Annotated in this window: 28 protein-coding genes; 20 read left to right on the forward strand and 8 right to left on the reverse strand. The window is 47.1% G+C overall.

Features of this window, described 5'->3' with window-relative positions; all coding sequences use genetic code 11:
* Positions 1-152: 152 nt before the first annotated feature.
* From D479_RS00095 to D479_RS00120, 6 genes are all read left to right on the forward strand, one after another.
* A complete protein-coding gene (locus D479_RS00095) occupies positions 153-1,805 on the forward strand; it encodes an AarF/ABC1/UbiB kinase family protein (protein ID WP_039870319.1) in 1,653 nt (550 codons plus the stop codon).
* On the forward strand, positions 1,802-2,104 hold the full coding sequence (locus tag D479_RS00100) for a hypothetical protein (protein ID WP_008632238.1): 303 nt from the start codon (positions 1,802-1,804) through the stop codon (positions 2,102-2,104). Before D479_RS00095 ends, D479_RS00100 begins: the two co-directional genes overlap by 4 nt.
* A 103-nt stretch (positions 2,105-2,207) precedes the next feature.
* Complete coding sequence (locus D479_RS00105; protein ID WP_008632239.1) at positions 2,208-2,426, forward strand: hypothetical protein; 219 nt, start codon at positions 2,208-2,210, stop codon at positions 2,424-2,426.
* 129 nt (positions 2,427-2,555) lie between these two features.
* Positions 2,556-3,899: a sodium-dependent transporter gene (locus D479_RS00110; RefSeq protein ID WP_008632240.1), complete on the forward strand. Its 1,344-nt coding sequence runs from the start codon at positions 2,556-2,558 to the stop codon at positions 3,897-3,899.
* 164 nt (positions 3,900-4,063) lie between these two features.
* Positions 4,064-4,348 carry a YwdI family protein gene (locus D479_RS00115; RefSeq protein WP_008632241.1) on the forward strand — a complete coding sequence of 95 codons (285 nt, stop codon included), beginning with the start codon at positions 4,064-4,066 and terminating at the stop codon, positions 4,346-4,348.
* Positions 4,349-4,363: 15 nt separating this feature from the next.
* The gene (locus D479_RS00120; protein ID WP_008632242.1) at positions 4,364-4,732 is read left to right on the forward strand and encodes a DUF423 domain-containing protein; all 369 of its coding nucleotides are present in this window, start codon (positions 4,364-4,366) and stop codon (positions 4,730-4,732) included.
* On the opposite strand, the gene D479_RS00125 is transcribed toward D479_RS00120, so the two are convergent.
* The 4 genes from D479_RS00125 to hemQ form a co-directional block, all read right to left on the reverse strand.
* Positions 4,729-4,977 carry a hypothetical protein gene (locus tag D479_RS00125; RefSeq protein ID WP_008632244.1) on the reverse strand — a complete coding sequence of 83 codons (249 nt, stop codon included), beginning with the start codon at positions 4,975-4,977 and terminating at the stop codon, positions 4,729-4,731. The two genes, D479_RS00120 and D479_RS00125, sit on opposite strands and share 4 nt — an antisense overlap.
* Before the next feature lie 68 nt (positions 4,978-5,045).
* Positions 5,046-5,510 carry a spore coat protein GerQ gene (gene gerQ / locus D479_RS00130; protein WP_008632246.1) on the reverse strand — a complete coding sequence of 155 codons (465 nt, stop codon included), beginning with the start codon at positions 5,508-5,510 and terminating at the stop codon, positions 5,046-5,048.
* A 21-nt stretch (positions 5,511-5,531) separates the two neighbouring features.
* Positions 5,532-5,954 (reverse strand): cell wall hydrolase, encoded by a 423-nt coding sequence (locus D479_RS00135; RefSeq protein WP_008632255.1) that lies wholly within the window; start codon positions 5,952-5,954, stop codon positions 5,532-5,534.
* 185 nt (positions 5,955-6,139) lie between these two features.
* Entirely contained in the window at positions 6,140-6,877 is a 738-nt protein-coding gene (hemQ, locus tag D479_RS00140; RefSeq protein ID WP_008632257.1) for a hydrogen peroxide-dependent heme synthase, read from the reverse strand.
* 250 nt (positions 6,878-7,127) lie between these two features.
* Between hemQ and pta the strand changes: the two genes are divergently transcribed.
* The 3 genes from pta to D479_RS00155 all read left to right on the forward strand — a co-directional run bounded on the left by pta (position 7,128) and on the right by D479_RS00155 (position 10,659).
* Positions 7,128-8,099: a phosphate acetyltransferase gene (gene pta, locus D479_RS00145; RefSeq protein ID WP_008632260.1), complete on the forward strand. Its 972-nt coding sequence runs from the start codon at positions 7,128-7,130 to the stop codon at positions 8,097-8,099.
* A 210-nt stretch (positions 8,100-8,309) separates the two neighbouring features.
* On the forward strand, positions 8,310-9,467 hold the full coding sequence (locus D479_RS00150; RefSeq protein WP_008632261.1) for a hypothetical protein: 1,158 nt from the start codon (positions 8,310-8,312) through the stop codon (positions 9,465-9,467).
* Positions 9,468-9,531: 64 nt separating this feature from the next.
* A complete protein-coding gene (locus tag D479_RS00155) occupies positions 9,532-10,659 on the forward strand; it encodes a hypothetical protein (protein ID WP_008632263.1) in 1,128 nt (375 codons plus the stop codon).
* 20 nt (positions 10,660-10,679) lie between these two features.
* On the opposite strand, the gene D479_RS00160 is transcribed toward D479_RS00155, so the two are convergent.
* Positions 10,680-11,522 (reverse strand): lipoate--protein ligase family protein, encoded by an 843-nt coding sequence (locus tag D479_RS00160; RefSeq protein ID WP_008632264.1) that lies wholly within the window; start codon positions 11,520-11,522, stop codon positions 10,680-10,682.
* Positions 11,523-11,714: 192 nt separating this feature from the next.
* Here D479_RS00160 and D479_RS00165 point away from each other — a divergent pair, with 192 nt between their 5' ends.
* The 5 genes from D479_RS00165 to D479_RS00185 all read left to right on the forward strand — a co-directional run bounded on the left by D479_RS00165 (position 11,715) and on the right by D479_RS00185 (position 16,783).
* Positions 11,715-13,010 (forward strand): HD domain-containing protein, encoded by a 1,296-nt coding sequence (locus tag D479_RS00165; protein ID WP_008632265.1) that lies wholly within the window; start codon positions 11,715-11,717, stop codon positions 13,008-13,010.
* A gap of 13 nt (positions 13,011-13,023) precedes the next feature.
* Complete coding sequence (locus D479_RS00170; protein WP_008632266.1) at positions 13,024-13,524, forward strand: hypothetical protein; 501 nt, start codon at positions 13,024-13,026, stop codon at positions 13,522-13,524.
* Between the two features lie 128 nt (positions 13,525-13,652).
* A complete protein-coding gene (locus tag D479_RS00175; RefSeq protein WP_008632267.1) occupies positions 13,653-15,653 on the forward strand; it encodes an ABC transporter permease subunit in 2,001 nt (666 codons plus the stop codon).
* Positions 15,654-15,774: 121 nt separating this feature from the next.
* On the forward strand, positions 15,775-16,317 hold the full coding sequence (locus tag D479_RS00180; protein WP_008632268.1) for a YwhD family protein: 543 nt from the start codon (positions 15,775-15,777) through the stop codon (positions 16,315-16,317).
* A gap of 124 nt (positions 16,318-16,441) precedes the next feature.
* Positions 16,442-16,783, forward strand: coding sequence for a YolD-like family protein (locus D479_RS00185; protein ID WP_152413285.1), 342 nt, complete (start codon positions 16,442-16,444; stop codon positions 16,781-16,783).
* Between the two features lie 67 nt (positions 16,784-16,850).
* Here D479_RS00185 and D479_RS19730 read toward each other — a convergent pair whose 3' ends face one another.
* Both D479_RS19730 and D479_RS00190 read right to left on the reverse strand, forming a co-directional pair.
* Entirely contained in the window at positions 16,851-17,252 is a 402-nt protein-coding gene (locus D479_RS19730; RefSeq protein ID WP_008632272.1) for a hypothetical protein, read from the reverse strand.
* Between the two features lie 5 nt (positions 17,253-17,257).
* A complete protein-coding gene (locus D479_RS00190) occupies positions 17,258-18,901 on the reverse strand; it encodes a transglycosylase domain-containing protein (RefSeq protein ID WP_008632273.1) in 1,644 nt (547 codons plus the stop codon).
* 131 nt (positions 18,902-19,032) lie between these two features.
* Between D479_RS00190 and speE the strand changes: the two genes are divergently transcribed.
* From speE to D479_RS00220, 6 genes are all read left to right on the forward strand, one after another.
* Positions 19,033-19,863 (forward strand): spermidine synthase, encoded by an 831-nt coding sequence (gene speE / locus D479_RS00195; RefSeq protein WP_008632274.1) that lies wholly within the window; start codon positions 19,033-19,035, stop codon positions 19,861-19,863.
* A gap of 6 nt (positions 19,864-19,869) precedes the next feature.
* Positions 19,870-20,742, forward strand: coding sequence for an agmatinase (gene speB / locus D479_RS00200; protein ID WP_008632275.1), 873 nt, complete (start codon positions 19,870-19,872; stop codon positions 20,740-20,742).
* A gap of 80 nt (positions 20,743-20,822) precedes the next feature.
* Positions 20,823-21,269, forward strand: coding sequence for a hypothetical protein (locus D479_RS00205; protein WP_008632276.1), 447 nt, complete (start codon positions 20,823-20,825; stop codon positions 21,267-21,269).
* 88 nt (positions 21,270-21,357) lie between these two features.
* Positions 21,358-21,798, forward strand: coding sequence for a DUF1934 domain-containing protein (locus D479_RS00210; protein WP_008632277.1), 441 nt, complete (start codon positions 21,358-21,360; stop codon positions 21,796-21,798).
* Positions 21,795-23,462: an arginine--tRNA ligase gene (gene argS, locus D479_RS00215; RefSeq protein ID WP_008632278.1), complete on the forward strand. Its 1,668-nt coding sequence runs from the start codon at positions 21,795-21,797 to the stop codon at positions 23,460-23,462. The genes D479_RS00210 and argS overlap by 4 nt, the downstream gene beginning before the upstream one ends.
* Before the next feature lie 187 nt (positions 23,463-23,649).
* On the forward strand, positions 23,650-23,829 hold the full coding sequence (locus D479_RS00220; protein WP_008632279.1) for a DUF1427 family protein: 180 nt from the start codon (positions 23,650-23,652) through the stop codon (positions 23,827-23,829).
* Positions 23,830-23,831: 2 nt separating this feature from the next.
* Here D479_RS00220 and D479_RS00225 read toward each other — a convergent pair whose 3' ends face one another.
* Entirely contained in the window at positions 23,832-25,022 is a 1,191-nt protein-coding gene (locus D479_RS00225; protein WP_152413286.1) for a phospholipase D-like domain-containing protein, read from the reverse strand.

Raw genomic sequence — 25,022 nt, forward strand, 5'->3', positions numbered from 1 at the left:
ATATAAACAAATTCTTACACATCACCCGTCTTTTTTGCAACTGTGACACTGGTCTTGTCTTTCATCTTTCTTCCATATATGGATGATTGATTCAACAGAGATGGGGGAATGATAAAGTACATAAGAACGGGGGGATGGAACTTGTGGAGCGTATGAAGTACATATCCATATACAGGATTACCGTCATCGTTTGGATGTCCATGAAATTCCTGATTCGCATCTACTGGTTCGAGAAGCGTCACAGGATATGGGATCAGGATACGAAGCGTAAATGGGAAGAAATGCTATCAGATCAGGCAGAAGAATATAGAAGAAAAGCGGTGCATCTTGGTGGGCTTCTGATAAAATTCGGGCAGTTTTTGAGTTCCAGAGGAGATTTGCTTCCTTCTTCTTTCATTAAGGAGCTGGAAGGACTTGTGGACAGGGTGGAGCCCGTTCCATTCTACCGATCCAAAGAAACGATAGAAGAAGACTGGAACGCATCGGTCGATACACATCTGTCTACAATAGAAGAAACACCGGTCGCATCTGCTTCCATAGGGGAAGTGTATAAGGCGTACTTAAAAGACGGCACTCCTGTGGCGGTCAAGGTACAGCGCTATAGAGTGAAAGATACGTTCCGGATGGATTTCCGTGCCTTGAAGATCGTTTTCTGGATGTTGAATAAGTTTACGGTCTATGGGAAAAAAGCCGATTTACCAGCCCTGTACAGGGAGGTCGTCCGAGTCATCAGCAATGAGCTTGATTTTACAATGGAGTTGGAGAATGGCCGTCATTTCAAGAAAAGGTTTGGAGACTTTCCATCTGTCTATATTCCGGAATATTACAGCGATCTTTCGACTAAACGCGTACTTGTGATGGAATGGGTGGAAGGAACGAAGATCACGGACCTTTCGTTCATAAAGAAAAATGGAATAGACCGGGAACAGATTGCTCGTACGCTCTTTGATTTAAGTATCGCCCAGTTTCTTGATGCAGGCATGTTTCATTCCGATCCTCATCCAGGGAATCTGATGCTGAAAGCAGATGGAACGGTCGTTGTCATCGACTTCGGTATGGTTGGTGAAATCAAACAGGAAGATGCTGATGCGCTGAGGACGATGGTGCAGGGATTTATTTTGGATGATTACGACAGAGTAATTGAGGCGTTGCAGGAGATGGACTTTCTTCTCCCTAATGCAGATACCGAGCGGGTGAAGAAGCTGCTTAAGCAGACGACAGAGATGTATTTAGACGGGAACTTTGACAAGTTGGATGCGCATATGATGAATGATATGCTTTCTGATTTACAGCAATTTGTCAAAGATCAGCCGATTCAGCTTCCAGCTGACTATGCATTTTTGGGTCGGGCGACTTCTATTATCATTGGTGTCCTCAGTGCCGTCTATCCGAACATCGATTTGATTCAATGGGGGAGACCTGTCATCAAACAGTGGGTGTCGGGCGACGGATCGAATGCCTCTTTGTACACAGAAGTCATTAAGGAAACCGTTCGTCCTCTGTTATCGTTCCCACGTGCGCTGATCGAGTACTTGGAGGATGGCGACAAGGAAAGAGAATGGAAGAGCTATCATCAAAGAAATCGCCTGTTCCATCAGTTTTATTTGGTTTACACGGCTTTCTCGTTTCTTATATTCGTGTCAGGGGTAGCTGCCCTGTATTACACACTTGTTGTCCCTGTTCTTCCGAGCGTGTGGATCAGCGGCGTTTTTATGGGAGTCGGGTTGCTTGGATTTTTCATTTGTTCCATTAAACATGTCCGGATGTTGAAGGGCATTCATCATAATAGGAGGGATGAACAATGAGCGATTTATTGAAGAAAGGATTCCATTTGGGAATCGGTGCAGCAATCAGTGGGAAAGAGATGTTCGAAAAGATGGTGAACGAAATGGTGAAGCGGGGAGAAATCAGTCCGACTCAGGCGAAATCCATGGTGAATAATTGGATTGCCAAGGGAGAAACGAAAGATAAAGAATGGAATGATCAAGCGAAAGCAAGAATGCAGGATCAATTCAAAGAGCTAGGATTTGTTTCGCGGGAAGAATATGAAAAGCTCGAAGCCCGCATTCAAAGGCTGGAAAACCTCCATTTGGATAATAAATGAAACGAGATGCCTGCTCCGGGGAAAGGAGCGGGCATCTCGTTATTTCTGGGAAAGGGAAGCTGTGCTATGATGCAGTCACAAGTAGAAAAGGAGGAGGATCGGGATGGACAAGATCAATTGTTTTAAGTGCAGGCATTTCCGAACGACATGGAATCCGGCCTTTCCCAGATCTTGCAGCGCCTATGAGTTTAAAACGAAGGAATTGCCTTCCGCGTATATACTCCGTACAACCGGGAGCAGCTGCATGCAGTTCCAAGAGAAAATGACGCCTAAGAAAGAGAACAAAGCGCGGCAGGCTTCCAGAATTGATCTGCGTCTGTAAATAATGAGAAATTTCAGAAATCTAGAGGAATTGCCGATGTTTTGTGGTATGCTGATGAATATTTCGACATGCAGAAAAGAAAGATAATAAGGTTCATCCGTTGCAAAAACAGAAGGGGTTGGTTGGAAAATGGTGAGAGAGAAATGGGGCTCAAAGCTCGGGTTTATGCTCGCGGCAATGGGCTCGGCTGTCGGGTTAGGTAATATATGGAGATTTTCTTATGTAGCAGGTAACAACGGTGGGGGAGCTTTCCTGATCCTCTACTTAGCTTGTGTACTGTTGATTGGTGTTCCGTTACTGTTAACAGAAGTGAGTATCGGCAGAAAGGCGCAAAGTGATGTTGTCGGCTCCTTCCGGAAGCTCGCTCCAGGTACGCCTTGGTTCGTTACGGGCTTTTTCGGAATTGCCAGTGCATTTTTAATTCTTGGATTTTATGCGGTTGTTGCCGGATGGGCGATTTTTTACTTCTGGATGTACGTGAACGGATCGTACTTTACCCAGCCGGATATTGGGTATGATGGTGCGTTTGGTCAATTTATCAGCAATCCTTGGCAGCCAATTTTATGGACGGCCTTATTCATGATGATTACGATCGTGATCGTTCTTGGAGGAGTAAAGAAAGGCATTGAAGGAGCGAACAAAATTTTTATGCCGCTTCTGGCAATCATTCTGATTATTCTTGCTTTCTTCAGTCTTTCTCTGGACGGAGCCATGGAAGGAGTGAAGTTTCTCTTCCAGCCGGACTGGTCGGCATTCAGGGATCCTTCCATTTATTTCGCTGCTCTCGGACAGGCTTTCTTCTCCCTGAGCCTGGGAATGGGCGGGATGCTGACATACGGAAGCTACTTGTCTAAAGAAAATAAACTGCCGGGAGCTATTGTCGGCATTGGTTTGATGGATACCTTCTTTGCGGTCATTGCAGGGTTGGTGATCTTTCCGGCCGTATTCGCCTTTGCCATTGATCCGAGCTCCGGACCGCCTCTGGTCTTCATTACGCTTCCTAGTATTTTTGAACAAATGCCGTTTGGCGGGATGATCGGAATCATATTCTTCCTGGCTCTCATCCTTGCTTCCTTATCTTCTTCCGTGTCTATCCTGGAAGTACCGACTGCCTACTTCATGCGTGCATTCGGCTGGAGTCGCTTTGCGACGAGTATCGTGATGGGATCCATCATGTTCATCCTTGGAATTGCGGTATCCTTAGGATTTGGAATCTGGTCAGGCATCACGCCGATCGGGGATTTGAATATTCTTGACTCCATGGATTACGTAGCCTCTAATATTCTTCTTCCGCTGGGCGGCCTTTCCATGGCGCTCCTTGTCGGTTGGTATTATAGGAAAGCGGACGCTCTGGAATCAACGGATTTGACTGGATCATCCATCGGAGGTTTGTGGTATATCATTGTGAAATTCATAGCGCCGATCATCATCATCCTGATCTTCTTGTATCAGATCGGCATTATACAGTTTTGAAACAACCCCCGATGCATAATCGGGGGTTGCTCTATGTTCTTCTGCTTTAGGCGGGAAGCTATTCTTACAAATTATTGAAACCTTTCATAGATGGAAAGACAGGGATGTTACAGGCGTGTTAAACTACGACAGAGGATCTTTTTTAGAAAAAGGAGTTTGAATATATGGCCATCACGAATCAAACAGTGCTTAAGAAAATGTCGAATGAAATACAGGAAGCAATGCTTCAGTATAGGGACGAGCAAAAAGTACGCGAGCATGTCCGCTCGATCCGCCTGCTGGCCGATTTGTTATTGGAAGAGGAGCCGGTAAGAACGGAAGCACCTGTCCAGGAGCCGACGGCAGAAGAAATCCGTCGTATGATGGGGGTCGATGCACCAAGCCGTCCGGATCAACAAAAGAAAGTCGATCACGGGGAGGCGAACGGGCCCTCGATTTTTGATTTCTAAGAAGGGATGAATGGAATGAAAATCTTTTTGGTATTAGCGATTATTAATGGTTTTTTATCCGTGGCACTTGGAGCATTCGGAGCCCACGGATTGGAAGGGAAAGTTTCGGAGAAGGGCTTGGAACAGTGGGGGAAAGCAGTCGATTATCAAATGTTCCATACGATGGCATTGTTTGTTACCGCTCTGTTAATGAGCAAAATCCAGACGGGTGCGATGACAGGGGCCGGTTGGTTTTTCTTCATTGGAATTATCCTGTTCTCCGGAAGCCTCTATATTTATGCGCCGACCGGGATTAAGACATTTGCAATGATTACACCGCTCGGCGGGCTGTCATTCCTGATCGGCTGGATTCTGCTCGGGTATGCAGTCATCAAACATGTTTAAAAATAGAGAAGAGTCGTAAACAGAAAGATAATCACAGCACAGGTAAAGTGGATGATCATATTCACTTTCTGCTCGCGTGCTTTGTCAATGAGTGCTTCAAATGCGATGCTGGCGGCAAGAACATAGAACATCAAGAGGAGGATCCAGCGGTGCTCCAGCTGAAACAGTCCGACTACAATGAGCACGACGACAAGTGCCAGCGCACCAAGCTGAGCTCTCTGGTAGCTTTCATATGGGGACTTCATAGCCTCACCCTTTTCGCTTAATAGTTAAAAACTCGCTACGAATAGCGAGTTTTTTTTGATTGGTTCTGTCATCGAGGGTTGTATTGAGCGAATCCGGCGGAAGAGCCTCCGAATGGAAGGTTATAGTTTATTTCTTCATCAAAGGTGATGTAATCCAGATAAATCGTCAATAGTAAGTATCGCTTGCCTGTTTGTGGATCGCTGAGAATAATGTGATCCCGTCCAGCAGCTTCTATGATTCCTTTGAATACCTTAGCATTCCATTGATCGTTGTTCTCGAATGTCATGTAAACAGTCGCCTCTTTGCCGGCGTTCAAACGGAGAATATTCTCGATATAGGATTCTTCCGACGGCAGCATGTTCGGTGGGTTGATACTGCCTGAATATGTCCCGGGCTGGACCTGCGGAGGCTGCATTCCTCCCTGCCCCTGTTGAGGGTAATAATACATGTACGGATTCTGCCCGTAGAACGGGGCTTGACCCTGACCGTACATCGGTGCACCTTGCCCTGATTGAGGTTTATTCTGTGCCATTTAAACCACTCCTTCATGGATTTAATATACGCTTGGACAGTCAGCCCTTGTCGGTGAATAGAAGCAATGGGACTTATATCTTCCAGTGTTCCATTGACCGTACCACTGAGCAGGGCAGTCTCCTTGAGGTCGGAAGAACCATAAGGAGTTGGTTGCAGGATGGAACCGCTCCCCGCGGATGGTTCGGCGGGCCAGTCGGATATCCTTCTCCCTGGCTCTTTGGTAGAAATAACCCTTTTGGGTGGCTTCAAAGCCGCCCGGGCTCTGGTACACCATGTCCTGGATTGAATCGATATTTGTGAAGTCGATGCAGTCGCCGCGGACACGGTTGACCCCTGTATTTCCCACCATCAGCATGCCTAATTGTCCGTCCCCCTCGGCTTCAGCCCTCATTAATCTCGCCAGTAACTTAACGTCCGCTTCTGTAAAGGGAATGACGGCCATGCTGTCACCTCACTTCAAATAAGGCATGTTTGCATGTTCTTTAACACTATATGACCAGCCCTGAAAAATAATGATGACTTTTCCATGTGGGCCTGGAGAGGGGTTAGAGGTTAGTGGAGAAGGGCATAAAAAATCCGAACCCCCCTTACAAAAGGGAAGGTTCGGATATATCGTTCATTTTTCAATCAAACTTCCAAAAACTGATCAAGCGCTTCAGGCTTGAGGATGTTACCGATATAGAAGGAACCGAAATCGCCGTAACGGGAAGTCACTTCATCAAACCGCATCTGATAGACGAGTTTTTTGAATTGAAGCACGTCGTGTGCGAAGAGGGTGACGCCCCACTCCCAGTCATCAAAGCCGATGGAGCCCGTGATGATCTGACGGATTTTCCCTGCATATTGACGGCCTGTCATCCCATGTGCGTACATGAGCTTGGCGCGCTCGTCTTTTTCGAGTACGTACCAATTATCGTTGCCCTGACGGCGCTTGTCCATCGGGTAGAAGCAAATGTGGTTCCACTTAGGGAGGGTCGGTTTCAAGCGTGCTTGAATTTCAGGATCTTCTTCGTTGGTATTCCCCATATAATTGGAAAGCTCAACGACCGAAACGTAGGAATAGGCTGGTTTTGTGAATTCAGCCAGCTTCGATTTATTAAAGGCTGTTTCTATCTCATTCAATTCTTCCATTGTCGGTCGCAGGATCATCATCATAAAGTCCGCTTTTTGGCCGACGATCGTATATAAGGCGTGGCTGCCTTCTTTGTTCTGCTCGGTGCTTTCCCATTTGGTGATCAATTCCTGGAATTCGCGGGCAGCCTGTTCCCGTTCTTCGGTGGATGCGTACTTCCACGCTGTCCAGTCGATGGAACGGAAATCATGCAAGCAATACCAGCCATCCATTGTAACTACTGCTTCAGGCATGGGATCAATCGCTCCTTTATAGTAGGGTGTGTGGTGTTTACTTCCTTTCTCAATATAACATAGATGAAAGGTCCGAGATAACGAAACGGTGGATGCTCACGGAATTGTCAAGGTTGCGTATCAATAAGTGACAAATAGGGTAAAGTTATAAAATGAAATCGCTTCAAAAGGAAATTTTCTCTCGTACCACTTTCATTTAAACACAAAAGGTCTTATCATATATAACAGAATGAAAATTGGAGGGACAAACATGAGTAACCTATTTGATACTCTGAAAGCTAAAATTGACGGTAAAGGCATGAAAATCGTATTCCCTGAAGCAATGGACGAACGTATTCTTACAGCAGTAAGCCAGCTTGGTGCAGACGGCCTAGTGAAACCTGTACTAGTCGGAAATAAGGATAAAGTAGAACAGAAGGCTTCTGAAATCAATGTAAATATTGACGGAGCAGAAATTCTTGATCCTTCTGACTACCCGGAATATGATGAAATGGTTGCTAGCTTCGTCGAGCGCCGTAAAGGAAAAGCGACAGAAGAGAAAGCTCGTGAAATCCTGCAGGACGAGAATTACTTCGGAACTATGCTCGTGTACATGGGCAAAGCTCACGGCCTGGTCAGCGGTGCGGCTCATTCTACGGCAGACACTGTACGACCTGCCCTGCAGATCATCAAGACAAAACCAGGAATTAAGAAGACTTCCGGTGTGTTCGTAATGGTAAGGGAAGAAGAGAAGTATGTGTTCGCTGATTGCGCGATCAACATTACGCCGGACAGTCAGGACCTTGCAGAGATCGCCCTTGCGAGTGCTGAAACAGCGAAACTCTTCGATATCGACCCTAAGGTAGCGATGTTGAGCTTCTCTACGAAAGGATCTGCAAAATCTCCGGAAACGGAAAAAGTATCCGAAGCGCTTCAAATTGCTAAAGAGCAGAACAGTGAGTTGGTTATCGATGGGGAATTCCAATTCGACGCAGCCTTCGTTCCATCTGTAGCCGAGAAGAAAGCTCCGGATTCTCCACTGAAAGGCGAAGCGAATACGTTCGTATTCCCAAGCCTTGAAGCGGGTAACATTGGATACAAGATTGCTCAGCGTCTTGGTAACTTTGATGCAGTAGGTCCAATTCTACAAGGATTGAATCAACCAGTTAACGACCTTTCCCGTGGTTGTAATTCAGATGATGTCTACAAACTGGCAATCATTACTGCCGCTCAATCTGTATAATAGAAACAAACAAAAAAAGCCGGCCATCGTGCCGGCTTTTTTTTGTTGGAGTATTTAGCGAGGTGGCACTTTCCACTAGGAAGGAGATGTCCTCTTTGCAATGTCATCGGGGAAGTCGATGGAAACGATCCATGTGCACCTTGGCTTTGGCAATTTCGCTCTCTTGTGCTTATATGTAATTAGAAAGGAAGAGGAAGGCGGAAGGTATTCATGGACTCGAATAACGAATTAACTTATAAACAATCAGTAAGTAAAAGACACAAGGCTATGGGGATTGGACTTGGAATACTCTCTTGTTTAGGGGGTGCTTTTTTTCTTTACATAACCTTGGGGGTATCCAGAGCGAGTCACTGGTCCATCGGGCTGATTCCGCTTTACCCGGCCCTTCTGTTCCTGCTGCTAGGAGTGGGGATGTTCCGTAACAAGCAGGTAAGCTATACATCTGTCAAAAGAATTACAAAGGAAGGGTTTTATCACTATTTTCTTGTTCCGGAGCAAGAGAAGGAGACGGAACAGCTGATTCCCTATAAGAAAATGACCGCCTTATATTTGGGAAGAGTAGTGGAAATGGTGATGCGGCAGGATCGTCTGACCAAATTTTTTGCTCATCCACTTCTGGTGTTCCGCTGGGAGGAGGACGGAGTCAGTCATTACCGTGGTGTGGTACTTAAACAGAAGGAGTGGCCGACTGCTCTTCGTCACCTTCCGGCAGGGCTTCCGGTTTACAGCACACCTTATGACCTCACCCAGTATCCCGATGATACTTTGGGTGATCCCTTGGCAGATGCCGAATACTACAGGGACAGCGGAGAACGGTTTCCATATCCGTATGAACTAGGGTATGTGAAGCAGAAAGAGTTGCCCAAGTACATTCCGGATGAGGTTGGAGAAAAGAAAAAGCGCTGTACGCGTCTGCGGGAGATGATGGCGGGGCGTCTCCTGGGGGGATGGCTGGTGTTGAACTTCCTGCTCGCCGTATTATGGATGCCCTCGTGGAAAGTGGTTGATGAACTGTTCGTCGGCCCGTGGCCTGTGGTGCTTATCATCTTGACGATGATACTTGTCGGTACTGTCTATGCCCGCTTACCTCTTGGATGGAGGAACATGCTGCTTGTCGGTCGGCATATGCTGTTTGTCATCGCCGTGTACGGGGGAGGCGGGTACCTTGGCTATTTGCTGTTTTCAGAAACGCCCCGTCATCTGGACGCTGTCGTCAATCATTCCCTGCTTTCATTCTGGTCGATCCCTGCCGCGTTCCTCCTAAGTAAGTTCTTATATCTTCTTGGTGTATTGATGTATGCGGCTCTCCTTCATTCGGGTTTCTTCAAAGGAAAAACGAAACCGCGCCGTAATATCGATATGGAATGAAACCAATCTATCTATTCCATCGTAGGACAAGAAACAAGGAAAGATTTGAGGGAAGGTGGAAGACATGCAGGAAGAACTGACGTTTAAAAGCGAGATAAATCGCGCATCCAAAGCACTTATGTACATCATGGGTGGGATTTTAACTCTGTTGGGAACGGCATTATTGAGTATATCTATTTGGGTGTCGAGGCACAGTCACTGGGTTGCCGGGCTGCTCAGCATCTTCGCCGGCAGCATCTGCTTGTTGGTCGGCATAGGAATGCTTCGGGACAAACAGAAAAGGTACACATCGATAAAAAAGGTGACAAAGGAAGGCTTCTATGAGTATTTCCATCTCCCGGAACGAGAAGAAACGATCGAGAAGACCATTCCTTTTGCAGAGATTACAGCTCTATACGCAGGGAGGGCAATCAGGAATATATACAGGCAGGAAGCCCCGTCCCGCAGTATAGCTTATCCCGTACTTGTATTGAGCTGGGAAGAGGAGGGGCAGCAGCAATTCAGGGGAATGGGACTTACACCGGAAGAGTGGAAGGTTGCATGTAAGATCCTTCCTGAGGGTATTCCTGTTTATGAAACAGAATACGAGCTGACTCATTATCCGGATTATGCGCTGGGGGTTGTGTTGGACTCCGCCCGTCCCTATGGTGAAACCGAAAGAGGGCTCGCTTTTCCCCATAAACTCGGGGTAGTGAAGCATGGAGACGTTCCTGTTTTCATTCCAGAAGAAAAGAGGCAGGAGCAGCGTAAAAAAGAGGAAGCTTGGAAAAAGATCGGGGAGCGCGTATTCAACAGCTGGCTGCTGATCAGTTTCCTGCTCTCCTTGTTCTGGATGCCGTTCTGGGAGGTATCCGGCGCCGTTTTTGCAGGGCCGTGGTCGTATGGGTTCACCGTTGTCACGATGCTCATCCTGGGTGTTTTCCGATATGCCAAGACTCCGTTCGCCTTTCGCAATTTCCTCATGGTTGGACGGGACATGCTCCTTGTCCTTGCGTCATTCATGACGGGAGGGCTTCTCGGTTATCTTCTATTTTCAGAAACACCGAGATATTTGGATGCAGCGGTTAATCACGCCTTCGTAGGTTTTCTCTCTGTGCCTGTGGCTTTCCTCCTGAGCAAGTTTCTTTATTTCATCGGTATTGTCTTTTCTATGATGTTCGACTTTGCGGGTATGACCAGAAAGAAGAAATGAAAAAAAGCGTTCGAAACCTATCAAGTAAGGTTTTCGAGCGCTTTTTCATTCCGTTTGACCATTTGATCGAAGCGTTTATTGAACCATTCGATTTCCACGCCTTCGAGGGGATTGGTCGTCATGGAACCGGATAGTTCATACAGTTTGTAGAGAATTCGGTCTCTTACATCGGATACGGTAAGTTCGGTGCCGAGCAATTCGTTCAAGGATGCCATGACGGAGGGATCGATGTCTGGATAAGTGAATCTTGTTTGTTCTCCGCGTTTCCCGATGTTGTAGAATTCCTTCAGCAGGGAGGCTCTTTCCCGACCGCTTCCACTGACGTCCAAGTAAATTTGGACGGCAGAACCGTTCTTAACCCTTCGCTGGGAAATACCGGCAAACTTCTTGCCGTCAATACTCAAGTCGTACGTACCCGGGCAGTAGGACCGGGTAATTTCATAGGCTTCAATGCGGTCGGTTAAATCCGCAAACAAGAATTGAATGAAGGAAACCATTGCTTCATATCCTTCGTGAATGTTGACCTCTTTGGAATCAGGGAAGATGAGGGAAAGGTTCAAAACCCCGGCATCCAGGACCACAGCCAGACCGCCCGAATTACGGACGATCACTTTATAGCCGTTCTCTTTCAAATAGGCGATTCCTTCCTCGATGTAAGGAAGCCTGGCATCAGGGATTCCCAGTACGACCGTGTCGTGATGGACCCACAGCCGTGCGGCGGTCGGACTCCTCCGTTCACCGACAGAAATGGACAGTGCGTCATCGGTTGCGAAAGACTGAAGGGCCGAAAAGGTGGGACCGAGATTGCTTTGGTCAATAAAGCGATATGCTTTTGTTTTTAATAATGGATGGATGTTAGTCATTGTAGTTCCGTACTCCTTTTTTGCATTCTGTTCTATTATAGCAAAAGATGAGTGTTGCATGAATCAGCTGGGAAAGGTAAAATCTGCGGAGGATGAAAAAATAATATTGGAATTTAATGTATGTATTCAGGTTTTTTTGTCGGATTTTAAGGTATATAATAGAGGAAAATGTCGTTTAGAAAGGACAAGCAGATGGCCTATCGTGATGAGAAACTAAGCGAAGAAAAAGTGTTCAAAGATCCTGTCCACCGTTATGTCCACGTACGGGACAGGGTGGTTTGGGATTTGATCGGAACCGCCGAATTTCAAAGACTGCGGCGTATCAAGCAGCTTGGGACGTCGTATTTAACGTTCCACGGAGCAGAGCACAGCCGCTTCAATCATTCGCTCGGAGTCTATGAAATTGTAAGGAGAATTATAGATAACTTCAAAGATCGGCCGAACTGGGACGACCAGGAACGGCTTCTCTGTCTTTGTGCTGCGCTGCTTCATGACCTCGGACACGGCCCCTTCTCCCATTCGTTCGAGAAAGTCTTCAAGCTCGATCATGAGGCATTCACCCAGGCAATTCTTCTTGGTGATACAGAAGTAAACGAGGTCCTCAGCCGTGTAGAAAAAGGGTTCCCGAAAAAAGTTGCGGATGTCATTAACAAAACATATAAGAATAAGCTGGTCGTCAGCTTGATTTCGAGTCAGATCGATGCCGATCGTATGGATTATCTGCAGCGTGACGCTTACTTCACAGGCGTCAGCTACGGCCACTTCGACATGGAACGGATCTTAAGGGTCATGCGTCCGATGGAAGATCAGGTCGTTGTGAAGGAAAGCGGTATGCATGCTGTCGAAGACTATATTATGAGCAGATACCAAATGTACTGGCAGGTATATTTCCATCCGGTGACGAGGAGTGCGGAAGTCATCTTATCGAAAATCCTTCACAGAGCGAAAGAGCTTTACGAGAGTGACTATACCTTCCGGCTGTCCCCAGTCCATTTCCTTTCATTTTTTGCAGGGAAACCGACATTAGCAGAGTACTTGGCTCTGGATGAACCTGTGACACTTTTCTATTTTCAGACGTGGATGGAAGAGGAGGACCCGGTCCTTCGTGATCTGTGCCAGCGGTTCGTCAACCGCAGACTCTTCAAGTATGTCGAGTTCAACCCTAATTCCCAGATGAACGAATGGATGGAGCTGTATAAGCTGTTCCAGAAGGCGGGACTGAATCCTGACTATTATTTGGTTGTAGATTCGAGCTCGGACCTTCCTTATGACTTCTATCGTCCAGGAGAAGAAGGGGAACGTCTGCCTATTCATCTCCTGCAGCCGAACGATGAATTGAAGGAGCTTTCCCGTCTGTCGGATATTGTGGAGTCTATTTCAGGGAAGAAGCGGACCGACCATAAGCTTTATTTCCCGATGGATCTACTGCGTGATATGTCGAATCGAAGTAAGACGAAGAAGCGGATTATGGAAATTTTGTATGGATAAGGAGTGAGCTTCCATGTTGGAAAACCATGCGAAGTTGATGCAGTTCTTTTCTAGTACCGATGAAATCGTCGGAAGGAAGAAGCTGCAGAAGATGATCTATATTTTGAAGAAATGTGACATTCCTTTCGAAGAGCGGTACCAGTTCCATTTTTACGGACCGTATTCGGAAGAGTTGACGCTGCGTGTAGAAGAGATGTGCAATCTGGGATTTATCAGGGAAACGAGGGAAGAGAAAAAGAATTACTATCAATACCGCTATCAATTGACGGACAGCGGCAGGCAATTCCTCACCCACTATGAAATGAACCTGCCGCCGCTTCACGCACAGATTGCAGAAATGAACGGACGGAGCTCCCGGTTTTTAGAGCTGGTTTCGACGATGCTTTTCTTTGAAGATCTACCGAAGGATGAAATAGCGGAGAAGGTGTTCACAGTAAAAAGCGCTCAAAAGTATACGGAAGAAGATATAGCTGACGCTTGGAAATTTATTGAAAAATTGCGTGCTATTCATTAAACTGGGACTATAGGATCCGGTTGATTATCCTGATTTTTTTCCGACAGCGGAAAGGTGTACCACGTGAGTATGCCTTTTCTTTTTTTATCTATATGTCTGATTATTTAGAAAAAAGGTGGGATTGAGTTGTGAAATTAGTGAAGTTCATTGGTTATTATGTGCTGGGGCTGATCGGGATTGTATTGATCAGCGCGTCGCCGGCGCTGTTTTATGAGGGGGCTTTCTTTGATTTGCGCAGCTACGGTCTGCAGTTGCGGGATCTTATTATGAGTCTTGGTCATCCAACTGAATGGACATATTGGTTCAAAGGTCAGCAGGTGCCGATGCTTGATTATATATGGGAGCCGTATCGTTATTCCATGCTTCTCTTCTTTGGAGGCATTCTGCTTGGTGTCGCCCTTGCTTTTTTCGGTGCGTTCTTTACCTTATTCCTGCCGAAATGGATCCGGACCGTAGTCGATCGTATCGTCGGCCTTCTGGAGGCTGTCCCGGATCTTCTGCTCGCTTTTTCTTTACAGCTCTTCATCGTTTGGTTCTTCAAACAGACCGGATGGCTGATAGCCCCGTTCACTTCGCTTGGAGAGGATAAGATTTATCTGCTTCCGATCATCGCCATTGCGGTGCTTCCGATGGTCATGATGTACAGGATTCTTCTGCTGTTAATGGAGGAAGAGATGGCAAAGCCTTATGTGCAGCTGGCGCTGGGGAAGGGATTGACGAAATGGAACATCCTTTCCGTTCATGTGGTGCGAAACATCGTTTCCAGCGCCTTTTCCCATTCAAAAATCATCGTCTGGGGAGCGCTTTCCAGTCTATTGATCATTGAATACATATTTAACATCAACGGAATCACAACGGTGTTCATAGACGATTTCCGGCCTATTGTTTCTGCTTTTGTCCTTTTTCTTTTGTTCACTCCATTTTATTTACTGTATCAGGGAACGGAGTCTTTCCTGATCAAGGATGGACGGCGCTTGGAAGAAGAGAATTTGCACATGAATTCCTTTATGGGCACAGGAAAACGTACGGGAGGAGTGCGGTTCTCCTTCATCTGGAGAGAAATACTCGCCCACTTTAGGAATGTCAAATTCCTGACCGGCTTCCTGATCATCGTCTCGACGGTTATCGTAAGCATCTTCTATACAATGACTGCCGATCCCCTCGTCGATCAGTACTTTCAAATATACGATGAGAATGATCGACTGGTGAGCGGTGCGCCCCATACACCGGAGTACGTTTTTCTTGGGACGGACGTCCTTGGATTCAGCGTATTTGATCAATTGCTTGTCGGGGCGAAATACACGATCCTTTTTGCATTGGCTATCGCTTTCCTGCGCATCTTTATCGGCTTTATTCTGGCAGTCCCGTATACGTTCTTTCTGCCGTCGAAATGGCAGCAGGGTATCGAGAAGCTGGTGGACGGCATGCACTTCCTGCCGATGACGGTCATCGCCTACCTGCTTCTCCGGCCGGTGTTATGGATGCCGGAGGGAGGGTTTGTGACGACGGAAACCGAGCGGATCCTGTACCAGGCTCTGATCCTTACTCTGCTGGCTGCTCCGCTTGTCGTAACGCTGTTCGGAAAGGAAATGAAAGGGATCATGAAAGAAGAGTTTGTTGTCAGTACCAAAGTACTTGGAGGCAGTTCCGTCCATCTTCTATGGAAGCATCTGCTTCCACATATGAGTGCAAGGATAGGGGTTGTTTTCGGGCAGCAATTCATTCAAACGCTGCTGATTTTCATTCACCTCGGCGTATTTAATATTTACTTCGGCGGCACAAAAGTTACGTACGAACCATATCAGAACGATCCACCGCTGAGTACGACCTACGAATGGTCAGGGTTAATCGGTTCTGCGAAGAATTCTCTCATGACCGGCCGGTGGTGGCTGATCATTCCCGCTCTTCTTTGTTTTGTCGTTATTATCGCCTCTATGCAGCTTATCATCCAGGGAATCAAAGATGTCCAGCAGCGGAGGGTAGGGGTGCCGGTGGAAGGACTGCACCTGCTCCGTGCCCGACGATCTAAGAAAGAGAAAAGACAACCCCGATATAAAGATCCTGCTACGGAGGACTTCACTTTTATGAAGCGGGCGTCCGGCGAGGGCTGGAGGCGAGATGAATCATAGGAGACTTAAACAAGCGTTTGATTAATGGGGTGTTCGACGCTTCCTTGACAATAATCCTGCTGTTGTATGTTAAAATGGGACAAAATAGCTGGTGTACACAATGAGGAGGAGCGTTTAAAGCATGAGAGAATTCGATCAGTTCAAAAACAACAAAGACTCGGAAGATAAGAAAAAGAATCAGTTTACCATCATTAAGGACGACTCCACGGACGGCCACGGCGGTTACGGTGTCGGTTCCATAAGCCTGGAGAACATGACGCCTGTCATCGTCGATCCGAATGAAGAAGAGGCCTACGTCGATATGGGAGCTCTTCATGCGAGAAGTAAAGTCGAGAAGCGGATCAAGTTCATTACGGACAGAGAAGTCGTGAAGAACGGTCTGCTGTATTGGATTGCCTGGGTCACGGTGGAGTTTAAAGAAGGCAAACCTTGTTATTATGGAGTGGCAGCGAGCGAAATCGTCGTCGACCGTTCCATCAAGCGCGGCTACAAACTGATGCCTGAGCACGTGAATCATATGGATAAGTCATTGAAAGGGAAGTATGTCGTTGATCACATGGATGAAAAGTCCAAGAAAATTCTCGGTGACTACTTACGGGATTTCAAGCCGGAATTGTGGGAAAATACGACGTCTTCTTTAAAGGAATCGCTAGGAGTAGAATGAAATGTTCCGCTCCCGCATCTGCGGGGGTGGATTTTTTATGTGTCATTCCCTTGAAAACCCAGTATACCTTTTGCTTTTTTGTGTTAAAATGAGAACAAACGTTCGTTTTGGAGGAGAGAGCGAAATGGATAATCGAAATCGTGACCGTGGGACGATCAAGTGGACGTCCTTAATGCTGCCGGAGCATGTAGAAATGATTAAAAACCTGTGGAAAGAGGATGAACGGGTGGAGAAAGGAATCATCGATGAGCAGAAGGCGGCGGAAGTCGATTTTCTGCTGCAGCGGGCATGGAAAGATGATCTTACTGTAAAAGCCAGAGTGCATAACGGTTTTGATTACGAGGATGTCATACTGAAGCTGAAGCAGTTGAACAAAACGGAGCGGCGGGTGAACGCAATAAACTGGAAAACGAAAGAGCCCTACAGCTTCCGTTTAGATGATCTTGCGGATCTGGCTATTTTATAGCAGATAAAGAAAACCCGGACGTCCGTTTATCGGATCGCCCGGGTTTATTTTTAGGAGAATATTGAAATTAGAAGAACCAGTCGACCACATCTTTGAACCAAGGGTCATTCTTGAATTCCTCCTCTACATCCTTGCTGTCATCTCCGCCGCAGACTTCATCAGGAATTGCGGATTTCTCCATATACACAAGCCGCTCCTTAGGACAGTTCGGTCCGGAGAGGGCCCCGGTGTCAGGGTCGATATAGACGCCTTTCAAGCCTGGCGGTGGAATGAAAGAAGCTTCAGGAAGCGGCTCGTGGACAGCCTCCATCGTATCTGCCCAGATGTTCTTGGCATAGCGATGGTCGTTAAAGTCTTCGAGTACTTTGCCGCCTTCATCATACCCGATCCACACGGCGGACAAATACTGAGGACTGAAGCCGACCATCCAGCTGTCGGTATCCGTTGTTCCTGATTTGCCGCCATACATACGTGTCAGTTTGCCGTTGATTGGTGAACCGGTGACGTCTGCGTAGTTGGCGTTAAGCCCGAGTCAAACATGCCTGTCATCATATGCGTCACGGCGAATGCCGTTTTCTTATCAATGGCTTTACCCTTATCGTAAACCGGTTCATATTCATACAAGACGCTCCCGTGCTGATCGGTGATTTTGCTCACCGTATGCCCGGAGATCGATTCTGTTCCCTGCACGAGCTTGCCGTAGGCGGTTACCATATCCAAAAGGGATACAGAGGAGTAGCCGAGGGCAAGGGAAGGGTTCGGTTTGAATTGCTTATCGATACCGAAATCCTGCAGCGTCCGGACAAGCTTCTCCGGTCCGATGTCCATATGGGTAGAGACGGCATAGATGTTATCGGATATGGCGAGAGCCTGAGCCATCGTAATCGGTTTATCGGCAAACTTTCCGTTGAAGTTCGTCGGAGCATACGGTTCACTTTTTCCGGACACTTCAAACTCTGTCGGTTTGCTTTCTATCATGGTGACTGGAGAGTAGCCTTCCTGCAGCGCTGCGTAATAGAGGAATGGTTTGATCGTGGATCCAACCGGTCGTTCCGCCTGGGTGGCACGATTATAAGGGCTCTCTTCGTAATCTTTCCCGCCGATCATGGCTGTGATGGCTCCGGTCTGATCATCCATGACCGCAGCAGCGACCTGTATCTCTTCCTCCGCGGGTATATTTTTCTTCACCTTTTCTTCGAGGATATTCTGGTGGTCTTCCTTCAACGTCGTATGGATATGGAAGCCTCCGCTTTCAATTTCTTCCCTGCTTACGTCAAGGATGCCGGCTGCTTCTGTCACGACCTGGTCCTGAAAATAAGGAGCAATTTCCTTCTCCTCGGATTTGTCGGGATCTGCATACGTAATGCTTGCGGTTACGGCCGCCTCTTTCTCAGATGGCGTGATGTAGCCGTTATTCTCCATTTCCGTCAATATAAGCTCCTGACGTTCTTCCGCATTTTCTTCATTATCTAATGGAGAATAATAGCTCGGTCCCTTAGGTATTCCGGCAAGCATACTGGCTTCTTTCAAAGAGAGCTCTTCCGCATTTTTATCAAAGTAATACCTGCTTGCTGCTTCTACTCCATAGGCACCGTGTCCGTAGTAAATCGTATTTAGGTAGCCTTCCAGAATTTCATCTTTATTGTAGAAGATTTCGAGACGTAGGGCATACATTGCTTCATGGAGCTTCCTCGTCCATGTCTTGTCATGGGAAAGGTACAGGTTCCTGGCGTATTGCTGTGTGATCGTACTGGCTCCTTCCGCCATCCTCATCTGCTTCAAATCTGTGAGAGCCGCGCCTGCGATTCGCTTGAAATCGAAGCCGAAATGGTTATAAAAGCGTCTGTCCTCAATGGCAAGGGTGGCATCTTTCAAGGACTCCGGCATGTCATCGATGTCGATCCAGTAGCGTTCTTCGGCTCCTTGATCCTCGCCGATAATTTCTCCGTCCGATCCATAGAAGACCGTATTTTGTTCAGTCGTCAAGGAAGGAGGCCCTTGGATGACGGCTGCAATCAATACACCGATTGTGAGGACAACTCCGGCAATCAAACCGAACAAAGCCAGCTTGAACCCTCGCTTCCCCCATTTATACGTACGTTTAAATAATGAGCGCATCTTTTTATACTCCCAACTGTTAAGAATGTATAAAGACTGCTATTATTATGTGAGAATACGTAGTAAAATAAACTTCTTGTGAAAGTTTATATACAATGGAACTACTTATAGATGAAAAAGGAGAATGAAACATGGGTACATGGTTTACCGAGAAACAAACCGAGAATTTCGGTATTACAGCGAAAGTCAATCGTTCGCTTCATAAGGAAAAGACAGATTTTCAAGAGTTGGAAATGCTGGAAACGGAAGAATGGGGGAACATGCTCGTTCTTGATGACATGGTCATGACGACAGAGAAAGATGAATTCGTCTATCACGAAATGGTTGCCCATGTACCGTTGTTTACTCATCCAAATCCGAAGAACGTCCTTGTTGTCGGCGGCGGAGACGGCGGTGTGATTCGTGAGGTCTTAAAGCATGAAGGGGTGGAGAAGGCGACGCTTGTCGAAATCGACGGCAAAGTCATCGAATACTCCAAGAAATATCTTCCATCCATTGCCGGAGCGCTGGATGATCCGCGTGTGGAAGTCAAAGTAGATGACGGCTTCATGCATATTGCGACAAGTGAGCAGGAGTATGATGTGATCATGGTCGACTCCACCGAGCCGGTGGGCCCTGCTGTGAACTTGTTCTCTAAAGGGTTCTATGAAGGGATTGCCAAAGCGTTGAAAGAAGATGGAATCTTTGTTGCGCAGACGGATAATCCATGGTTCAAAGCAGATTTAATCCGTCAGGTGTACGGCGATGTGAAAGAGACGTTCCCGATCACGAAAGTGTACACGGCGAATATTCCGACGTATCCGAGCGGTCTTTGGACATTCACGATGGGAAGTAAAGTGTACGATCCACTTCAAGTGAAAGAGGAGCGGTTCACGTCTATTGATACGAAGTACTATACAGAAGAGATTCATAAAGCGAGTTTCGCTCTTCCGAAATTCGTAAAAGATTTGACGGAGGAGTGACAGGCCATGATTTTTGATGAGTCGTATTCCGGCAAAGTGTTCATTATGAGCAGAGCGACAGAAGAAGAGGCGGATGCTGTCATCTACGGCATGCCGATGGATTGGACGGTGAGCTTCCGTCCCGGATCCCGTTTCGGTCCCAACCGGATTCGTGAAGCTTCGATCGGGTTGGAAGAGTACAGTCCTTATCTAGACAAGCATTTGGAAGAAGTACGTTACCATGATAAAGGGGATATGCTGCTTCCATTCGGGAACCCTGCCCGGAGTCTTGATATTATCGAAGGTTTTATGGATGACTTATTGGAGAGAGGGAAGTATCCACTTGGACTTGGCGGAGAACATTTGGTTACATGGCCTGTGATAAAGGCAATGTATAAGAAGTACCCCGATCTTGCCGTCATTCACATCGATGCCCATGCGGATCTGCGGGAAGAGTACGAAGGAGAGACGCTTTCCCACTCCACACCGATCAGGAAGACGTGCGGACTTATCGGTCCTGAGAACGTGTACTCGTTCGGAATCCGTTCCGGCATGAGGGAAGAATTTCAGTATGCCGAAGAGTCCGGGATGCATATGTCGAAATTCGAAGTGCTTGAGCCGTTGAAGGAAGTGCTTCCAACCTTGGCAGGACGTCCGGTCTATGTAACGATCGACATCGACGTGCTTGACCCCGCTTTTGCACCGGGCACAGGTACGGCGGAAGCCGGCGGTATTTCCTCGAAAGAGCTGCTTGCCAGCATCCATGCGATGGCAGCGAGTGACATGAATATCGTCGGTTCGGATCTCGTTGAAGTAGCTCCTGTCTATGACCCGACAGAGATGACACCGATCGTCGCGAGTAAATTCGTCCGTGAAATGCTTTTAGGGTTCGTGAAATAAATGATAGAATAGAACAAGCCACTGTGAGCGGATCATAGTGGTTTTTCTATTTGATTTTTATACAAAGGAGCGGCTTTGTTTTGAATAAAAAAAGAAGAATTATCATGATCATCTATGCGGTCGTGATGGTCGGGCTTTTACTCGTCACGTTTGTCGGCGAATGGAATCCGTCCAACTACAGCTATACCTGGAATGAAGGGACGTTGACAATAGAGCAAGGTCTTACGAAGGATAAGGTAGCGGGCCTGGACGTGGAAGAGCAGATCGATGATGTCCTGAAGTTCACACTGGCTGTTTCGGAAGAGCAGTCCCAATGGAATGTGGATTTGCTTGCTGTCGGTATTCTGCTTCCTTTTCTGCTGCTTGTTTTCGTTCCTGATCAGCGCCCATTCCAAAAATATCTCTCCAAAGGATGGTATCGCACCCTCGTTTTGGCTATCCTTATCTTATATGGGGCTTATACGATACCAGGACATATCGTGCAGATCGGCGAGATAAAGGAAATGGTGCGGCTGCTTGCGGGCTGAGGGGCGGCTTGCGTTTTTTTATATGAATTCTTATAATAAATAAGTTATATCTTGTACGTAAATCAGAGGAACGAAGGTGGAGGGGAATATGCCAAGTAACGCTAGGGACGTCCAGGTGCAGCTCGTCACGGAAATAAGGGATGGAGATCGTGTGGAGAAGATGGAAATCCAAGAGTCCGGACAATTTCTCACGCGCGGCGATACTCAAGTGCTCACCTTTATCGAGCATCAGGAGGAAGGCGATCCGGTCCGCACGATGGTGACGGTCAAGCCGGGTCATGTCAGCATTAAGCGGAGCGGAGGCGTGGAGATGCGCCAGGTATTCATAGAATCCGCGGAAACAGAAAACCTGTATCATCACACCTATGGTGATTTCCATATGAAGACATATACAAAGGAATTGGATTTTCGTTCCCCGGCGGAAACCGTTCCAGGACGACTGTTTTTGAATTATACGATGACGTTAAATCACGAAGTGACTCAAGCCCACCGCTTGACGTTGACGTTTGAGGAGGAGAGCGAAACATGAATATCGTTGAACAAATGGAACTGAAATTGAAAGAAGAAATCAGCCGCGCCGTCGTGGCTGCCGGGTTGGCTGCAGAGGAAGAGCTCCCGGAAGTTGTTCTGGAGCAGCCAAAGGACAAAGCCCACGGAGACTATGCGACGAACATGGCGATGCAGCTGGCACGGATCGCCAAAAAGAACCCCCGCGCCATCGCTGCAGAGCTGGTTGAAGCATTCGATCATTCGAAAGCTTCTATCGAGAAGATTGAAATTGCCGGCCCCGGGTTCATCAATTTCTATATGAACAATCAGTATCTGACGGAGCTTGTCCCGACCATTCTTGAGGCAGGTGATGCCTATGGCCGTACAGACAGCGGCAATGGCCATAAGATACAAGTCGAGTTCGTATCTGCCAACCCGACGGGTACGCTTCACCTCGGCCACGCTCGCGGAGCAGCTGTCGGCGATTCGCTCTGTAACGTCCTGGATGCAGCAGGATATGACGTTTCCCGTGAATATTATATCAACGATGCAGGAAATCAGATGGCTAATCTGGCGTATTCCGTTGAAGCGCGTTATATGCAGGCCCTTGGTAAAGAGTGGGCAATGCCGGAAGATGGTTATCACGGTCAGGATATTATCGGTCTTGGTAATAAGCTTGTAGAAGAAGACGGAGAGAAATGGGTGGACGTCGAGGATGCAGAACGTCTTCAATATTTCCGTGAGTACGGATTGAAGTTCCTTCTGAACAATATCAAGACAGACCTCGAAGAATTCCGCGTTCCGTTCGACGAGTGGTTCTCGGAAACATCCTTGTACCAGGGAGATCAGATCACAGATGCTCTTCAGGTGTTGAAAGACCAGGGGTATGTCTACGAGAAAGAAGATGCTACATGGTTTGAGACGACACGCTTTGATGACGACAAAGACCGCGTACTCATTAAAAATGACGGCTCCTACACGTATCTGACACCGGATATTGCTTATCATAAAAATAAACTGGACCGAGGCTTTGATACGCTGATCAATATTTGGGGAGCGGATCACCACGGCTATATTCCACGTATGAAAGCGGCTATTCAAGCGCTTGGTTACGATAAAGACACACTGGAAGTGGAAATCATTCAAATGGTCAACCTGTTCCAGGATGGAGAGAAAGTGAAAATGAGTAAGCGGACTGGAAAAGCTGTCACGCTTCGTGAGCTGATGGAAGAAGTGGGAATTGACGCTATGCGCTATTTCTTCTCCATGCGTTCCAGCGATTCTCACTTGGACTTCGATATGGACCTTGCACGTTCAGAATCCAACGAGAACCCTGTCTATTATGTGCAGTATGCGCATGCCCGCATTTGTACGATGTTGAAACAAGCAGAAGAGAAAGGGTTGAAGGCAGACTCCTTCGATGGAAGTCATCTGGCTTCCGAGAAAGAAGAGGACCTGCTGAAACGACTTGGTGAATTCCCACAGGTGGTTGCTGACGCCGCTGACAAACGGATACCTCACCGTATTACCCAGTACACGTTTGATCTCGCTTCCAATCTCCACAGCTTCTACAACGCTGTCAAAGTTCTGGATGAAGACAATAAAGAAGCGACTGCTGCACGTATTGCCTTGATGCAGGCAGTACGTACGACCCTGCGTAATGCTCTGAACTTGATCGGTGTGTCTGCTCCGGAGCAGATGTAAACACATCGAATGAATGAAAAAACCGGACGATCCCTCTCATTCTGTAAACAGAATGAGGCGGGGGCGTCCGGTTTTTTTGACATCTTTTTATATCCTTACTGATAGGATGTAAAAGAATGCATGAGCTCGCAGACGGACGTGAAAGCTAAAGGCAGAAACGTCTCTTGTGGAGAAAGGCTGTGGAAATGTGAAAGAAATCATCTTCGCTTTAGTAACAGGGCTGGTGGTCGGTATCGTCTTCGCTCTTTGCAAGCTGCCGATTCCGGCACCTCCGGCATTTGCCGGGGTATCTGGAATCATCGGCATTTATTTGGGGTTTAAAATAGTCGGATGGGTTGGTCCTTTCTTTTCTTCCTTAATGAAATAATTCTACAGAAGAGGTCGCAGGAGAACTGCGATCTTTTCATTTATTCTGGTCTTCCAAGAACGATGCTTTAACCAGTGGTCGTCAAAAGGAATCGAATCTTCCATATCCTTAAAAAAGGAATCGCGGACCGTTTGGATAAACACTGGATCGTACAAGATCGTGTTCACCTCTTTATTCAGGAACAAGCTTCTTCGGTCAAAATTAGCCGTCCCGATGTCGACGATCTTTTTGTCAATGATCGTCATTTTTGGATGATAGAATCCGGCGTCGTAGAAATGAACATGTGCGCCCAGTCGGTACAGCCTTTCCAGATAAGGTATGCCGGCTTCTTTGACGAAAGGGTGATCTGATTTCAGCGGTACCATGACGTGGAGAGTGATGCCAAGCTTTAAGCCCTTTTCCAGTTCGGTCATCAAGCGCTCGGTAGGAACGAAATAAGGGGAACCGAGCAGAATTTCTTCTTCGGCAGAACGGAAGAGTTCCATGAATGCGTCTTCCAGTTCCACCCCGTCTGTAGGAAAGAGAGTGATCCCACGTTCTTTCTTCCTGCCGGGTGCATTAGGAAGTGGAACCTTGTTTCCTTTCGATATCTGCCAATCGTCTTCAAATATATCGTGGAGTCCTTGGACGATTTCACCGGTTAACCGAAGATGGTAATCCCGCCAATTTCCGAATTTCGGATTTTCACCAATATAATTCCTGCCAATGTTAAAACCGCCGACATAGCCGATTTTTCCATCAATAACGGTGATTTTTCTGTGGTTCCTTCGGTTCATTTTGTAGAATAAGAAAGGAAAACCGGGAGTTTCGGCGAATTGAAAAATGACTCCATTATTTGTAAGTTCCTTCTGGATGTGTTTATTCATTTTGAAACCGGCGAGGCGGTCGACAAGCAGACGGACGGGAACACCTTGTTCCGCTTTCTCCTTGAGGACAGTAAGAAAGTTATCACTGATGTAGTCGGTTTCTATGGAAAAGAACTGGACATCCACTTGTTTATCAGCATCTCGAATCGATTGAAAAAGGTCCTCGTAGAGGGAAGATCCGTTCGTGTATAATCGGGCATCTCCTGTTCCTTCAAAGAACGGCAGTCTACGGGCGTGTTTAAGGTGAGAGGCACGTCCGAATTTGAAATCGAGAATCAGTAATAAGGCGAAGATGGAAAGGCATAAAATGATATAGAAGACGACCAC

The sequence above is a fragment of the Halobacillus sp. BAB-2008 genome, from assembly GCF_000328325.1.
Classification (GTDB): Bacteria; Bacillota; Bacilli; order Bacillales; family Halobacillaceae; genus Halobacillus.

Excerpts from the sequence above, each read along its gene's own strand:
- D479_RS00190 (WP_008632273.1), bottom strand. The coding sequence starts at position 18,901 with ATGCGCTCATTATTTAAACGTACGTATAAATGGGGGAAGCGAGGGTTC.
- D479_RS19730 (WP_008632272.1), bottom strand. The coding sequence starts at position 17,252 with ATGTATGGCGGCAAATCAGGAACAACGGATACCGACAGCTGGATGGTC.
- gerQ (WP_008632246.1), bottom strand. The coding sequence starts at position 5,510 with ATGGCACAGAATAAACCTCAATCAGGGCAAGGTGCACCGATGTACGGT.
- D479_RS00105 (WP_008632239.1), top strand. The coding sequence starts at position 2,208 with ATGGACAAGATCAATTGTTTTAAGTGCAGGCATTTCCGAACGACATGG.
- argS (WP_008632278.1), top strand. The coding sequence starts at position 21,795 with ATGAATATCGTTGAACAAATGGAACTGAAATTGAAAGAAGAAATCAGC.
- speB (WP_008632275.1), top strand. The coding sequence starts at position 19,870 with ATGATTTTTGATGAGTCGTATTCCGGCAAAGTGTTCATTATGAGCAGA.
- D479_RS00155 (WP_008632263.1), top strand. The coding sequence starts at position 9,532 with ATGCAGGAAGAACTGACGTTTAAAAGCGAGATAAATCGCGCATCCAAA.
- D479_RS00125 (WP_008632244.1), bottom strand. The coding sequence starts at position 4,977 with ATGAAGTCCCCATATGAAAGCTACCAGAGAGCTCAGCTTGGTGCGCTG.
- hemQ (WP_008632257.1), bottom strand. The coding sequence starts at position 6,877 with ATGCCTGAAGCAGTAGTTACAATGGATGGCTGGTATTGCTTGCATGAT.
- speE (WP_008632274.1), top strand. The coding sequence starts at position 19,033 with ATGGGTACATGGTTTACCGAGAAACAAACCGAGAATTTCGGTATTACA.
- D479_RS00210 (WP_008632277.1), top strand. The coding sequence starts at position 21,358 with ATGCCAAGTAACGCTAGGGACGTCCAGGTGCAGCTCGTCACGGAAATA.
- D479_RS00165 (WP_008632265.1), top strand. The coding sequence starts at position 11,715 with ATGGCCTATCGTGATGAGAAACTAAGCGAAGAAAAAGTGTTCAAAGAT.
- D479_RS00150 (WP_008632261.1), top strand. The coding sequence starts at position 8,310 with ATGGACTCGAATAACGAATTAACTTATAAACAATCAGTAAGTAAAAGA.
- D479_RS00115 (WP_008632241.1), top strand. The coding sequence starts at position 4,064 with ATGGCCATCACGAATCAAACAGTGCTTAAGAAAATGTCGAATGAAATA.
- D479_RS00110 (WP_008632240.1), top strand. The coding sequence starts at position 2,556 with ATGGTGAGAGAGAAATGGGGCTCAAAGCTCGGGTTTATGCTCGCGGCA.
- D479_RS00185 (WP_152413285.1), top strand. The coding sequence starts at position 16,442 with ATGGATAATCGAAATCGTGACCGTGGGACGATCAAGTGGACGTCCTTA.
- D479_RS00100 (WP_008632238.1), top strand. The coding sequence starts at position 1,802 with ATGAGCGATTTATTGAAGAAAGGATTCCATTTGGGAATCGGTGCAGCA.
- D479_RS00095 (WP_039870319.1), top strand. The coding sequence starts at position 153 with ATGAAGTACATATCCATATACAGGATTACCGTCATCGTTTGGATGTCC.
- D479_RS00170 (WP_008632266.1), top strand. The coding sequence starts at position 13,024 with ATGTTGGAAAACCATGCGAAGTTGATGCAGTTCTTTTCTAGTACCGAT.
- D479_RS00160 (WP_008632264.1), bottom strand. The coding sequence starts at position 11,522 with ATGACTAACATCCATCCATTATTAAAAACAAAAGCATATCGCTTTATT.
- D479_RS00120 (WP_008632242.1), top strand. The coding sequence starts at position 4,364 with ATGAAAATCTTTTTGGTATTAGCGATTATTAATGGTTTTTTATCCGTG.
- pta (WP_008632260.1), top strand. The coding sequence starts at position 7,128 with ATGAGTAACCTATTTGATACTCTGAAAGCTAAAATTGACGGTAAAGGC.
- D479_RS00180 (WP_008632268.1), top strand. The coding sequence starts at position 15,775 with ATGAGAGAATTCGATCAGTTCAAAAACAACAAAGACTCGGAAGATAAG.
- D479_RS00135 (WP_008632255.1), bottom strand. The coding sequence starts at position 5,954 with ATGGCCGTCATTCCCTTTACAGAAGCGGACGTTAAGTTACTGGCGAGA.